The organism is Arthrobacter sp. WCS2018Hpa-7 (assembly GCF_031843805.1).
In the GTDB taxonomy this organism is placed as follows: Bacteria; Actinomycetota; Actinomycetes; order Actinomycetales; family Micrococcaceae; genus Arthrobacter.
The window spans coordinates 47993-61269 of sequence record NZ_JAVTJB010000001.1 but is presented as its reverse complement, the minus strand read 5'-3'; the positions used below and the strand labels follow the sequence as shown (position 1 = coordinate 61269).

Annotated in this window: 11 protein-coding genes; 3 read left to right on the top strand and 8 right to left on the bottom strand. The window is 64.6% G+C overall.

The genetic code is table 11. The annotated features are described in order from the left end of the window. The first annotated feature begins 6 nt into the window (after positions 1-6). The gene (locus RQH14_RS00295) at positions 7-366 is read left to right on the top strand and encodes a LapA family protein (protein ID WP_311211353.1); all 360 of its coding nucleotides are present in this window, start codon (positions 7-9) and stop codon (positions 364-366) included. A 126-nt stretch (positions 367-492) separates the two neighbouring features. On the opposite strand, the gene RQH14_RS00290 is transcribed toward RQH14_RS00295, so the two are convergent. The 3 genes from RQH14_RS00290 to RQH14_RS00280 form a co-directional block, all read right to left on the bottom strand. Then, on the bottom strand, positions 493-792 hold the full coding sequence (locus tag RQH14_RS00290; protein ID WP_011773410.1) for a DUF4193 domain-containing protein: 300 nt from the start codon (positions 790-792) through the stop codon (positions 493-495). A gap of 155 nt (positions 793-947) precedes the next feature. Further along, positions 948-3443: a glycoside hydrolase family 3 C-terminal domain-containing protein gene (locus RQH14_RS00285; protein ID WP_311211352.1), complete on the bottom strand. Its 2496-nt coding sequence runs from the start codon at positions 3441-3443 to the stop codon at positions 948-950. Beyond that, positions 3444-4724, bottom strand: coding sequence for an MFS transporter (locus RQH14_RS00280; protein WP_311211351.1), 1281 nt, complete (start codon positions 4722-4724; stop codon positions 3444-3446). Between the two features lie 135 nt (positions 4725-4859). Here RQH14_RS00280 and RQH14_RS00275 point away from each other — a divergent pair, with 135 nt between their 5' ends. After that, complete coding sequence (locus RQH14_RS00275) at positions 4860-5456, top strand: TetR/AcrR family transcriptional regulator (RefSeq protein WP_311211350.1); 597 nt, start codon at positions 4860-4862, stop codon at positions 5454-5456. Between the two features lie 86 nt (positions 5457-5542). On the opposite strand, the gene RQH14_RS00270 is transcribed toward RQH14_RS00275, so the two are convergent. Together RQH14_RS00270 and RQH14_RS00265 are read right to left on the bottom strand one after the other, a co-directional pair. Then, the gene (locus RQH14_RS00270) at positions 5543-6889 is read right to left on the bottom strand and encodes an aspartate kinase (protein ID WP_011773413.1); all 1347 of its coding nucleotides are present in this window, start codon (positions 6887-6889) and stop codon (positions 5543-5545) included. Between the two features lie 144 nt (positions 6890-7033). After that, positions 7034-7561: a DUF427 domain-containing protein gene (locus tag RQH14_RS00265; protein ID WP_311211349.1), complete on the bottom strand. Its 528-nt coding sequence runs from the start codon at positions 7559-7561 to the stop codon at positions 7034-7036. A 113-nt stretch (positions 7562-7674) separates the two neighbouring features. On the opposite strand from RQH14_RS00265, the gene RQH14_RS00260 reads away from it, so the two are divergent. Continuing rightward, positions 7675-8757: a hypothetical protein gene (locus tag RQH14_RS00260; protein WP_311211348.1), complete on the top strand. Its 1083-nt coding sequence runs from the start codon at positions 7675-7677 to the stop codon at positions 8755-8757. On the opposite strand, the gene RQH14_RS00255 is transcribed toward RQH14_RS00260, so the two are convergent. From RQH14_RS00255 to RQH14_RS00245, 3 genes are read right to left on the bottom strand one after another with little or no spacing between them, the layout of a single operon-like run. Then, positions 8754-9344, bottom strand: coding sequence for a dihydrofolate reductase family protein (locus RQH14_RS00255; RefSeq protein WP_311211347.1), 591 nt, complete (start codon positions 9342-9344; stop codon positions 8754-8756). The genes RQH14_RS00260 and RQH14_RS00255 overlap by 4 nt on opposite strands. 37 nt (positions 9345-9381) lie before the next feature. After that, entirely contained in the window at positions 9382-9981 is a 600-nt protein-coding gene (recR, locus tag RQH14_RS00250; protein WP_089593619.1) for a recombination mediator RecR, read from the bottom strand. A 33-nt stretch (positions 9982-10014) separates the two neighbouring features. After that, positions 10015-13251, bottom strand: coding sequence for a DNA polymerase III subunit gamma and tau (locus RQH14_RS00245; protein ID WP_311211346.1), 3237 nt, complete (start codon positions 13249-13251; stop codon positions 10015-10017). Positions 13252-13277 lie beyond the last annotated feature (26 nt).

Sequence of the window (13277 nt, the reverse complement as noted above, 5' to 3'; positions counted from 1 at the left end):
TCGTCGATGAGTTTCCAGGATGATGTTGCAGGGGTTCCCAGTGGGGCTCCCCGTCAGGAACGTGCCGTCCCACCTCCGGTGGCCAGTGCGTCCAGGCCAACCCGCACGGCCGCCTTGTGGGTGGCAGTCGCCGTTGGCTTGGTGGTCCTGGTGATGCTGATCGTGTTCTTCGTCCAGAACCAGGACATGATCACGGTCCGGTTCTTCGGGCTGCAGGGAACCCTCGCGCTGGGCACCACGCTGTTCATCGCGGCTGTGGGCGGAGGCGTGCTGGTGGCCCTGGCCGGCGGTGCGAGGATCCTCCAGCTCAGAATGGTCAATCATCGCCGCAAGAAGACCGTGGGCCGCCCGGGAGCGGCGCCATAGGAGCGCGTGCTGCCAAGGAGCTGTTAACTGCGGAAGGACCGGAGCTTGTGCTCCGGTCCTTCCGCAATTTAATCCCGACGGCGGCACTCCCTGACGATGTTCATTCCGCCGGGGTGGTGGGCTGTCTTAGCCTTCGCAGTCGGTGCAGTAGGCGACGCCATCTTTTTCGCGTGCGATCTGCGAGCGGTGGCGAACCAGGAAGCAGGAGTGACAAGTGAACTCGTCATTTGCCTGCGGAATAACCTGGATCACCAGTTCTTCGGCGACGATTTCGCCGCCGGGGCCGTTGGCGTCGAGGCCATCGGTTTCGTCCAGTTCAAGCACGACACTCTTGGCCGTGGGAGCGCTGGCGGATTGAAGAGCCTGGAGGGACTGCTCCTGGTTCTCTTTTACATCGGTACGGAGTTCGTCGTAATCGGCTGCCACTTTTTAATGCCTCTTCGTGTTAGGGGGTTACCGGGTATGCAACGTACAGCATGCCACGAAAATTCCATACCATACCCCAGTTCTACCGCTTGTGGCGAAAACCACGTGGGTGACGGGCAAAAAAACCCGCCACCCAGCGTGATTTTGCCCATGTGTTACCGGAGTTCGATGTCCAATGTTTGGAATTGGTCGGCCGAGTGGCGACCAACCAACAGGCGGAACGTGCCCTGCTCAAACTGCCAGCCGCCGTCGTAATGTGCAAACGCCTTGGCGGGGATGCTTATTTCCACACTCTCGGTTCCGTTCGCGGCGAGGTGCGTTCCGGCGTAGCCGGCCAGCCAACGGACGGGACGTTCGACGGCGGAATCGGCGCGGTCCAGATACACCTGGACCACATCCCGGCCGGTGCGTGTGCCGGTGTTCTTGACCGGAACGTGCACCACAACATCCTTCCCGGCCTGCACTGCCTGCGGGGCGTGGGCTGTGCCGAGTTCGAAGGTGGTGTAGCCCAGTCCGTAGCCGAACGGCAGGGCAGGAGCTGCGCCGCCGGCGGCTTCCTGCTTGAGCCAGGCGCGGTAGCCGATGTGGATTCCTTCGGTGTAGACCACCTTGCCGTCAACGGGCGTGGTGTTCAACACCGGGACGTCTTCCAGCGCGGCGGGCCATGTGGTGGGCAAGCGTCCGCCAGGCTCTTCGATGCCCAGCAGGATGTCTGCGATGGCGCTGCCGAATTCCTGGCCGCCGAACCAGCCCAGCAGGACCGCATCCACCGTGTCCAACCAAGGCATGAGCACCGGCGAGCCGGAGTTCACCACCACTACTGTGCGCGGGTTTGCGGCTGCGACGGCCTCCACCAACTGGTTCTGGTATCCGGGGAGGTCCAGGTCCTTGCGGTCGAAGCCTTCGGACTCAATGGCGGCGTTGGTGCCCACCACAACCACAGCGACGTCGGAAGTCCGGGCAGCTTCCACAGCGGCATCGATCTCGGCTTGCGGGTCCGTAACCACAGTCTCCTCGCCCAGCAGGATGGCCGTGAACGGGATGACCTGTTCCTTGGGCAGTTGGTACTCGGCCTCGATCCGGACGGTCTGGCCTGCGGTGGTTTCCACAGCATGGACGGTCTTGGGGGGATCGAAGAGGGCGGCGCCCAGGACGTCGGTGTCGTCCTTGATCTCGTCGTTGAAGACTTCCGTTCCGTCCAGGACAAAGCGGATCTGCCCCACGGTCCCAACGCCCAGGTAGTGGACGCCTGCTGTTTCGGCTGTCCAGTCCGCTTCCATGCGGATGGAGGCGGCGCCGTCGGGAATTCCCACGCCGAACCAGATCAGGTGCGAGGCCAGGCGGTCTTCTCCGGAGATTTCCGTGCCGTCTTCGGCGAGGAAGGTCACGCGGATTCCGGGGACGTCGGAGACCGGGTTGCGGAGGGAGGTGCGGGGGAAGGCCTGGATGCCTTCGGCCACCTTGGCGCCGCGGGCGTAGGTGACGGTGACGTCGTCGGGCAGTGCTTTCTGCAGGCCCTCGAGCGGTGAGACGGTGTACTTGGGCATCACGGTGGCGCTGCCGCCGCCTTGGGTGCGGGCTTCGTCGGCGTTGTGGCCGATCACCGCGACGCTGCTGAGTGCCTTGGCATCCAGCGGAAGAAGGCCCTTGTTGCGGACCAGCACGGCGCCGCGGACGGCGACTTCACGCGCGACGGCGGCCCCGTCCAGTGACGCCGGGAGCTGGGTGACTGCAGGTTCGAAGCCTTCCAGGGAGCCAACACGGGCTGCGAGGCGCAGGATCCGGGTGACCTTTTCCAGGATCGCCTCCCGGCTGACGCGGCCATCGTTGACGGCGGCGAGGAGCTTGGGACCCCAGTGGCCTACCGGGCCGGGCATTTCCAGGTCCTGGTGGGCGTTGGCGGCTTCGACGGAGCGGACGCCGGTCCAGTCGGAGACGACGACGCCGTCGAAGCCCCACTCGGTGGACAGCGGCGTTTCAAGGAGCGGGTTCTCGCTGGCGGTGGTGCCGTTGATGGAGTTGTACGAGCTCATGACCAGCCAGGCGCGGGCTTCGGTGATGGCGTCCTCGAAGGCTGCCAGGTAGAGCTCCCGCAAAGGTCGTTCTTCCACCACGGAGTCGGCGGTGAAACGGTCGGTCTCGGCCTCGTTGGCGAGGTAGTGCTTGGGCGTGGCGCCGACTCCCATGGACTGGACGCCGGCCACGTAGCCGGCGGCCATGGTGGCGGTGAGCCGTGGGTCCTCGCTCATGCATTCGAAGTGGCGGCCGCCCAACGGGGAGCGGTGCAGGTTGATGGTGGGGCCCAGGACGGCGTGGACGCCTTTACGGCGGGCCTCCTGGCCCAGGACCTGCCCGTAGCGGCGCGCGGTTTCGACGCTCCACGTCGCGGACAAAGCGGACGACGACGGCAAGGAGACGGAGTCGTGACGCTCATCGAAGTCTTCACCCCGGACGCCTGCCGGTCCGTCGGACATGACCACGCGGGACAGCCCGATCTCCGGGATGGCGTGGGTAGACCACACATCTGCGCCCGTCAGCAGTTGCACCTGCTGCTCAAGCGTGAGGCTCCGGGCGAGTTCCTGGATCCTGGTTTCCGCATCCTGGGCTCCTGCTGATGGTGCTGTGACGGCGGCCGAAAGTGTGGGATTCATTTACTTGACTCCTTTGATGCGTGTGACGAGAAGGGCACCGATGATGCCGACAACAGCACCACCGAGGAACAATGCGGGGTAGCCGCCCAGTGCGATGACAGGGAAGGCAATGGCAGGCACCAGGGATTGGGGGAGGGCCTGGGCGATGTTGAACACGCCGAACGTTTTGGCGTTCTCCGACTGGTCTTTGGGCAACAGGTCCGTGATGAGCGCGACGTCCACGGCGCTGAAGACACCGAGACCCAAGCCCAGGATTCCTTGGCCCAGCAAGACCTGGCCGGTGTCGGTGCTGGTGGCGATGACCACCAAGCCGCCCATCATGATGAGGGCAGAGATGATGACCATGCTCTTGCGTTTGCCCAGACGGTCGCTGATCCAGCCACCGGCGAGGCTGGTGATGACGGTTCCCGCAGAGCTCACCAGGGTTGCTTGGAACACCAGGCTGGTGACTTGGGTTTCGGCGACGTGGAGGTGGTCCGTAAAGAAGTACGGCAGGTAGAGCAGGCCAGCGCAGTAGCCCACATAGACCAGGAACTTGGTGACCCAAGCCCATCCCAGGCCGGGGTGATCCTTGGGGTTGAAGTAGAAGGAACCGAGGATTTCCTTGAGATTCAGCGGTGCCGGTTTTTCGGTGAGGACGCGGTCCTTAAAGGTGAAGGCGAAGGCAATGGCTATTGCCGTGCCGACGATCCCGGGGACTACGGCCATCTGCAGGGCGGTCTCAAACATTTGTGCGAAGAAGGCCGCTGCCACGAGGCCAATGGGCAACGTCATGCCGATGAGGCCGGAGAGGCGTCCGCGCTCTGCTGGGCCCGCTTGGTCGGGAAGGGTTGCGACCAGGGCGGCCAGGGCAGCGTTGAAGCCCAGTTGTGCTACAACCCAGGCCACGAGGACTGCGCCGACTTCCGTGGCCGAACCAAGCAGGAAGAGTGCTGCCAGGCCTATCAGGGAGCCGCCCACGATCCAGGGTTTGCGCATGCCGAACCGGGACGTAGTGCGGTCACTGAGGCGTCCGAAGAATGGGTTGGCGAGCAACGCGACGGCTGCCCCGACTCCAGCAACAAGGCTGAGTGCTCCGGCGCGCGTATCGGGGGTGGTGATCTCCGAAACCTTGATGGCGAGGACCACCAGTGCTGGTGCAAGAACGGCCATCCAGAGACCGGCGCTCGCGATGGGCATGCCGATGACGTAGGCGCGGGAAGCGGATTGAGGCGGGGTGCTTCCGGTACCCGGGGCGGCGGTTGCTGCGCCTGCCATCTGCTGATCGATACTGAGGGCCACATTGCCTCCTGATGAACGGGTGGCCCACCGTTGGGCCGCTGCAATGACTCTAGCCCTAAAAATCTAGTGTGACTAGGTTTTGGTTGAAAAAGTCGAGTGACCCTGGATATTTGAACCGTGAAATAGACTGAACGGATGTCTACGACGAGGGCCCGGGGCCAGTACGCCAAGGGGGCCGAACGCCGCGAACAGATCATCCAGACGGCAACCGATGTCTTCGCTACCGAAGGATTTGAGGGCACTGCGCTCAAGCGCGTTGCCGAGTTGGTGGGCGTTAAGGAAGCCACGCTGTTCCACTACTTCAAGGGCAAGCAGGAACTGTTGACTGCAGTTCTCGCCGAACGGGATCGCCGCTCGTTGGCCGTTGGTGGCGAGGTCGAAGCGGGCCTCAACCTGATGCCGCCCATCGCCGAGCGGAACGTGGGCGAGCCCGGACTGACCACTCTCTACGCGGTCGCCTCAGCTACCGCCAATGATCCTGAGCATGCCTCACACGGCTACTTCAAAGAGCGGTACGAAACGGTGGTGCGGGACATCGCCGTGGACATCGAACGGCGCCAGTCTTCCGGCGAGGTACGTACCGACGTCGACGCCGTCATGCTGGCACGGCTGACCGTGGCCGCCTTCGACGGGCTCCAGCTGCAATGGCTGTATGACAAGGACGTGGACATGGCCGACGGACTCCGGCAGCTCATTGACGTTTTGCTGGCACCGCCCCACCCAAGTAAGTAGCAGTTAAGGCCGTTCTGAGTTCTCAGAACGGCCTTAACTGTTACTTACTTGGGGGCGTTTTACTTGGGGGTGTGCCCAGGGTGCTGCTAGCGGCCGGTGCCGCCGTAGACGGTAGCCTCAGCGTCGCCGTCGAGCTCGAACGCATTGTGGATGGCGCGGACGGCGTCATCCAGGGCGTCCGCGCTGGTGACCACAGAGATGCGGATTTCCGAAGTGGAGATCATGTCAATGTTGATCCCGGCGTCGGAGAGGGCCTTGAAGAACGTGGCTGAAACGCCCGGGTGAGAACGCATGCCCGCGCCGATCAGGGAGAGCTTGCCGACGTGCTCGTTGTATTCAATGCTCTCGAAGCCGATCTGGCCTTCGGCAGCACGCAGGGCGGCCAGGGCGTCGGCGCCTTCAACGATGGGCAGCGTGAACGAGATGTCCGTGCGGCCGGTGCCGTGGGTTGAGACGTTCTGGACAATCATGTCGATGTTCGAGTGCGCATCAGCGATCACCTGGAAAATCGCAGCAGCCTTGCCGGGGATATCCGGGACGCCTACTACGGTGACCTTGGCTTCGGACCGGTCGTGTGCAACGCCGGAGATGATTGGCTGCTCCAAGGCAACTCCCTCTTGAATGTTGAACTTTTCGTCGGCGCCCGGGATGACCCACGTGCCTTCGTGCTGGCTGAATGAGGAACGGACGTGCAGCGGCACCCCGAAACGGCGGGCGTACTCGACGCAGCGCAAGTGCAGGATTTTGGCGCCGGAAGCGGCCAACTCCAGCATTTCCTCGCTGGAGATGCGGTCGATCTTCTGGGCGGACGTCACTACGCGGGGGTCGGCGGTATAGATGCCGTCCACGTCCGTGTAGATCTCGCAGACATCGGCCTCCAGCGCTGCGGCCAAAGCGACGGCGGTGGTGTCGGAGCCGCCGCGGCCAAGCGTGGTGATCTCGTTGGTGCTGCGGCTCATGCCCTGGAAACCGGCCACGATCGCGATGTGGCCCTTGTCCAGCGCAGTGCGGATGCGGTGGGGGTCGACGTCGATAATTCGCGCCTTGCCGTGGATGCCGTCGGTAATCATGCCGGCCTGGGAGCCTGTGAAGGACTGTGCGGAGGCACCGAACTTGTTGATGGCCATGGCAAGCAAGGCCATGGAAATTCGTTCGCCGGCGGACAACAGCATGTCCATTTCGCGGGCGGGAGCGGAATCAGTGACCTGCCCCGCGAGGTCCAGGAGTTCATCGGTGGTGTCACCCATTGCGGAGACAACAACCACAACCTCGTTGCCGGCCTTCTGCGCATCCACGACGCGCTGTGCGACCCGCTTGATGCCATCGGCATCGGCAACCGAGGAACCGCCGAACTTCTGAACGATCAGCTGCTTGGTAATGGCAGCCTCGTTGGAGAGCTCTTCGATCTTCACTTCGGTAGTGGGCATAGTCATGCGCGCACCCTCACTGCATCAATAGGGTTCGAACGCGGCATGCCAATTTCAAATTTGAGCACGCCAGCGTAGCTTATTTCCCCAGTTTATCGCCGCGCACTGTCCCTGCAGGAATTGTGACCACATGGCGGCTACCTGCGATGACTACCACCCGGCAGTGCCCGGACCACCCTTGAACGGGCCGACGATCTGCTGTGTGATCCACCCTCCATAGAAGTTGCCTTCCTGGAACGTCACCCGCTCGCCGTCTACCTCGCATGAGTCCATGTGCTCCGGGTAAAGCGCCACTCTGCTGCCCAGCGCTTCGAAGCCCCGCGTGGGGCTTGGGTAGGTCCATCCTGCACGTTCAACCACCGTCCCGCCGGCGGTGATCGTGAAGTAGCTGGCCTCGCCCTTGAACTCGCAGAAAGTTGTGCCCCCAACGGGAACCAGCGCACCGTCCGGGAAGGCGTCCAACGGCACGTAGTAAACAGGAGGATGGCTGGTCTCCAGGACCCTGACGGAGTCAGTGGTATCAACAATCACCTGGCCTCCCAGCCGCACCACAACCCGCTCGGAGCGAGGCTCCACCTTGGGCGGCCGCGGGTAATCCCACACCGATTCCTGTCCGGGGGCGGGCTTGACGGGACGGGGACGCCGAAAGACGCCGGAAACACTGCGATGGGAGACCATCCACCCATGGTGGCACCCTCGGCTGGGATCTCCCCGTGAAACCCCCGGCGCCTCGGCGTATCGGTGGTGGCGTGCCCGGCGTACCATCCACTTCATGAGGACTTCGGCAGGCGATGGCCGGACCTGATCACACGGGCGGATCGGGTCCGGCGGGTAACGAGCCCGAATACGAAGTGATCGGCGGCGTGATCGACGATCAGCCCTCCGGCTTGGCCAGCCATAAGCCGGGAGCCGGGTCCCCGCCCAGAACCACGGGAAACTTTGGGGCTGCTGCAGCGGAGGCATGGCGGAGTGCCCGGACGTCCTTCACCACGTGGTGGTTCTGGCTTGCCTGCGCACTGGGGATTGCCGCCGCCTGGGGCATGGCTGCGGCCGTGGTTGCCTTTGCAGAAGCCAACGGATGGTTCGATACCAAGGTTGCCAGTGCCATCTACCTGATCACTGCGGTATTCCTGGCGCTCGCTGCCGCCGTGCTGGGAGCGGCGTGGGGCTTCCGGCATTCCCACGGGCGCCTCCTTGTCCTGTTGCTGGCCGGAGGTATTCGAGGTGTTGCTTTAGGAGCGCTCGCGGGTGGTGTTTTGCTCGTGGTTGGCGCCAGCGTCGGCGGGCCGATAGCGTTGGCCGGTGCCGCCGTCGTCGTTATTGTCCTGGAAGTGGCCCTGTTCGGACTGATCGGTGCGGGTGCGCGGGCATGCTTTGCGGCAGCGGCGCCGGGGGCGGCATTGACCGCTGTGGTGGTGGCTTTCCTTTGCATCGGAAACGTGGTGGCCACCATCCTTCTGGTTCCCGGGACCACGGTGATGGACCAGGCGACTATCCCGGTGAATGTGGAACGCGACGATTCCGGCAGGATCATTGCCTACGAGTGCGTGGGCAATCTCCGCCCGGTTGAAGTGGTCCACACAGAACGGGTTGCCTGGATTGCGGCAGCCAACCCGGCCCTGCTTTTGGGGAGCGTGGGCGCCGACGTGGTGCCTACGGACAATGAACTTGGCTGGTTGTTGGCCGGCCTGCAGTGGGCCGCCGATGGGCCCTCACGGGAAGTGCCGTGCCTTGGTGGCGAATCCAGCGACGGACTGGCACCGTCGGTTCCTGTCTCCGTGACCGGCCTCGCGCTGCAGGCCCTAGTGGCTGCCTTGGTGCTGGTACCCGGCCGGTGGTTGAGGGCGCGGCGACTGGCGGCGGGCTCTGACTAGGCCCGTCGGCGCACGTACTCGGAAATCACGACGCCGGAGCCGAAGGCCGTCGTCGAGACCTCTTCGAAGGCGCTTGGCTGGTAGGCGCCTCGCGCGAAGAGCGGTATGCCATCGCCGAACAGGAGTGGGCTTCGTTTCAGAACCAGCCTGTCGATCTCACCGGAAAGCTGCGTAGCCAGTTGGCCACCTCCACACAGCCAGATCGATTTTCCTGGCCCGGATTTCAAGCGGCGCACCACGTCCACCGGGTCCTCATGGGTGAGCTGCAGATTTGGGTGCTCGCCCGGGATGTCTTCCTCGGTCCGCTTCCGGGAAAAGACCACTTGCTGAAGATGCTGGTAAGGGCTGGTCATGCCGGCAGGCAGACCCACCGCGTAAGTGTTCCATCCCATCACCACGGTGTCGAACATCGACCCGGTGCGTTCGATGCCCATGGCATCGGCGATAACCGTGGGGATCGCCTCCGGGAAGCGCTCATTTTGGGCGGCCATATGGTCGCCTTCCACCGGAAATGCGTCGAGCTCGCCCCCGGGGCCGGCAATGTACCCATCCAGGCTGACGGCAACGTAGTACACAAGCTCCCGCACGGGACCCCCATCACGGTTGTTGTTGGTGATTGCGAGACTACAGCAGTGCGTTGCGCCTGCCCTCGAAGGCCCTGCCGAGGGTCACTTCGTCGGCGTACTCCAGGTCTCCACCCACCGGCAGGCCGGACGCCAACCGGGTCACGGTGATGCCGATCGATTTGAGCATGCGGGCCAAATACGTTGCAGTGGCTTCACCCTCAAGGTTGGGGTCGGTGGCGATGATGATTTCCTGGATGGCGCCGTCATTGAGGCGGGTGAGGAGCTCCCGGATCCGCAACTGCTCCGGACCGATACCCGCAATGGGATTAATGGCCCCGCCCAGCACGTGATAGCGGCCGCGGAAAGACCGGGTGCGCTCGACGGCCAGGACGTCTTTGGACTCCTCAACGACGCAGATAACCGACGGGTCACGGCGCTGGTCGCGGCAGATGTTGCACTTTTCCTGCTCGGTCACGTTGAAGCAGACGGAGCAGAACTTCACGCGTTCCTTGACCGTGGTGATCGCGGTAACCAGGCGCTTCATATCCTCAGGATCGGCCTCAAGAATGTGGAACGCCAGGCGCTGCGCCGATTTGGGACCCACACCGGGAAGCCGGCCGAGCTCGTCAATCAGCTCTTGAACTGCACCTTCGTACACAATGTCCTCGTTAGGTTGAAATCAATGCTGGAGTCAGCGGGGTAGCAGGGGAGAACCGTCCAAGGCGCGCTCTTCAATCAGCTTTCCGCCCAGAATACGCTCCACCGCAGCCCGCCCAAAGACACGGGACTCTTCGATGGTTTCATCTTCCGGGCTGGGGATGTCGTCCGCGACCGACTCCGGCTTCGCCTGCGTCCTCACCGGCGCCTGAACGCGACCCGCTTGGGCTTCGGGGCTGTTGGTCAACCGCTGGTACAGGCTTTGGCGGCCATTCGGATTGCCCGACGGCGCGGCCTCCTCCAGCGTCGCAACCGAACCGTGGGCTTCCTCGGGTTGGGTCGCCAAGGAGGGCCAGGTGGGCGCGGCGGCGTTGCCGCTTCCGGCGGGGACGCCGCTGCTGACGCCCGGAGCGCCACTGCTGACGCCCGGGGCGCTGCTGCCGACGGGCTCGGGCATCGTTTGCGATGCGGGCCAGCTCGACGCCGGTGCGACGTCCCAGCTGGAGCTTGGGTTCTGCTCCGCGTTGGTTGGATGACCGTAGGCGCCCGTGTTTGTTTCCGGAACCTGGGCTGCGGCTGGCTCGTAGTCAGGAGCGTCTGCTGCCGTTGCGGTTTCTTCGGCCGCTTCGGCGGGCTTCTTGCCCACATTGGACTCTGTGCCCACAACCCAAGTACCCGGCGCTTGCTCGACTGCCCTGGACCAGGGGTCGTTGGACGCCGTCGCCTTCGTCGTGCCGGCAGAGGGCGGAGGTGCGGCCGCTGTTGCGCTGCTTGCTGAAGCCGAAGTGGTGGCCGCTGAAGGCGCCGAGGCGCTCGAAGGGGATGTTGGGACACTGGTTGCCGGCGCCGCAGTTGCCGGTGCCTTACTTGGTTGGCCGTAACCCGAGGGGGGTTCCCAATCCGCAGGTGGCTCTTCGTCCAAGGGCGGAGCGTCCTCGTCGAGCGGCGGACCCCAGTCGTCGTCGGGGTACGAGTAGTCGCCGGATGGCTCGGGAGTCGGAGGAGCGGCCGGGATCGGTGTGGTGGGTGCTTGCGTTGAAGCAGCCGGTTCCGGCATGTGCGCAGCCGGCGTCGGGGCCGTGGGTGCTGGTGGTGCCGGTGCTGCCGGTGCCAGACCCCACGCGGAGTCGACAGCAGACACCGGTGCCGGCGCCGATGCTGTTTCCGCAGGCGACGACGTGACGTTTGCCGCTGCTGCCTCGGGGGATTCAGCACCCGCCGACGCCGCGGCGCCCGCTGGTGCTGCAGCAGCCGGAGTTTCCCGGCTAGTAGGTGCTTTTGGGTTTGGCTCAGAGCTCGCTGAGCTGTTGCCGCCGGCGATGGCGACGATCTGGCAGTCGATGCCGATGGTCTTATGAATCGCCTGCCGAAGGTTCTCGGAGTGATCCGCACGTCCGAACGCACCTGCAAGGCCGCCGGTGGTGAATGCCAAAGTCAGGACCTGGCCGTCGAACTGGGCAACCTGGGCATTGGGTTCCACGAGCGCCCAGGTACTGCGCTTGATCTTGGTCAGCGTCTGCAGGACATCCGGCCATGCACGGCGCAGAGCCTCCACGTCTCCGGTTCCGCCGGATGCAGGCGGTCCTCCGGCTGCGTTCGGCTGCGGTGTCGGTGCTTGAGGTGCAACCTGCGCTGGTGCGGACTGCACTGACTCGGACTGTGCCAGCTGCACCGGTTCAGGGCGCACTGGTTCAGGGCGCACTGGGGCTGGCTGGGCAGGTGCCGCCTGCTGTGCTTGCGGCGTTGCCTGGGCTGGACGAGACGTCGGTGCCTGGGTGGGTTCGGGCTGCTGTGCTGGTGCCGAGGCAGCAGCTTGGGGTGCGGCTTCCTGCGAAGGAGCGGACTGTGAGGGGCGACCGGAGGTTTGCCGGTCCTCCACTGGCCAATCACTGGTTGATACCCGCGGTGCTGTCAGGGCTTCCCGTGACGCAGGCTCAGAGGTCGGCTCGGGCACAGCCGGCGCGGCGTGGGTAGCAGGTGCGGGCTGGGTAGCGGGCGCGGGCTGGGAAACCGGTGCGGTTTGCGAAGCAGGCGCGGCTTCCGGCGCAGCAGCCGCAGTAACCGGCGGGCCAGCAGCAACAGCAGGCGCACCGCCGTCGGCCGTGTAATTCAGGCGACGTTCCACGCGGTCAATGCGGGCAGCGATGCCTCGTTCGGTCTGCTCAGCGCTGGGCAGCAGGATGCGCGCGCACAGCAGTTCAAGGTGGAGACGCGGCGATGTGGCGCCTGTCATCTCGGTGAGTGCGGTGTTGGTGACGTCCGCTGCCCGGGAGAGCTCGGCAGCGCCAAGGTTGGTTGCTTGGTTGCGCATCCGGGCGATCTGGTCCGCCGGCATGCCGCGAAGAATGGCCTGGGCGCTCTCGGGCATCGCCTGAACGATGATGAGGTCGCGGAAGCGCTCCAAGAGGTCCTCGACGAAACGCCGGGGGTCGTGACCGGTTTGGATAACGCGGTCTACGGCGCGGAACACGGTTGCGGCGTCGGTCGCGGCAACGGCATCCACGATGTCGTCCAGCAAGGAAGCGTGGGTGTAGCCGAGCAGGGCCACAGCGAGTTCGTAGTCCAGTCCATGCGGGCCGGCGCCTGCCATGAGCTGGTCAAGGACGGACAGGGTGTCGCGAACCGAGCCGCCGCCTGCGCGGATGACGAGTGAGAGCACACCGGGGGCGACCGGAACGTTCTCTTGCTGGCAAAGGAGCTCGAGGTACTGCATCAGCGGCTCGGGCGGCACCAGCCGGAAGGGGTAGTGGTGCGTGCGGGAGCGGATGGTCCCGATGACCTTGTCCGGCTCCGTGGTGGCGAAGATGAACTTGATGTGTTCCGGCGGCTCTTCGACGATCTTCAGGAGCGCGTTGAAGCCGGCCGACGTGACCATGTGGGCCTCGTCAATGATGAAGATCTTGTAGCGGTCGCGGACCGGCGCGAAAGTCGCGCGTTCCCGGAGATCCCGGGCGTCGTCAACGCCACCGTGGCTGGCGGCGTCGATTTCGATGACGTCCAGCGAGCCGGAGCCGCCGCGCGCCAGTTCGATGCAACTGGGGCACTTGCCACAGGGGGTGTCAGTGGGGCCCTCGGCGCAGTTCAGGCAGCGGGCCAGGATGCGCGCCGACGTGGTCTTGCCGCAGCCGCGGGGGCCGGAGAAGAGGTAGGCGTGGTTCACACGGTTCTTGCGGAGCGCCGTCATCAGCGGCTCCGTGACGTGTTCCTGCCCGATAACGTCCGCGAAAGAGTCCGGGCGATACCTTCGATACAGGGCAGTTGTAACAGTCACAAGTGAAACCTACCTATAGAGACTGA

What these genes read in the sequence shown, in the direction of transcription:
- RQH14_RS00270 (WP_011773413.1), bottom strand. Translation starts at nt 6,889, where the DNA reads ATGACTATGCCCACTACCGAAGTGAAGATCGAAGAGCTCTCCAACGAG.
- RQH14_RS00265 (WP_311211349.1), bottom strand. Translation starts at nt 7,561, where the DNA reads ATGGTCTCCCATCGCAGTGTTTCCGGCGTCTTTCGGCGTCCCCGTCCC.
- RQH14_RS00260 (WP_311211348.1), top strand. Translation starts at nt 7,675, where the DNA reads ATGGCCGGACCTGATCACACGGGCGGATCGGGTCCGGCGGGTAACGAG.
- RQH14_RS00285 (WP_311211352.1), bottom strand. Translation starts at nt 3,443, where the DNA reads ATGAATCCCACACTTTCGGCCGCCGTCACAGCACCATCAGCAGGAGCC.
- RQH14_RS00275 (WP_311211350.1), top strand. Translation starts at nt 4,860, where the DNA reads ATGTCTACGACGAGGGCCCGGGGCCAGTACGCCAAGGGGGCCGAACGC.
- RQH14_RS00295 (WP_311211353.1), top strand. Translation starts at nt 7, where the DNA reads ATGAGTTTCCAGGATGATGTTGCAGGGGTTCCCAGTGGGGCTCCCCGT.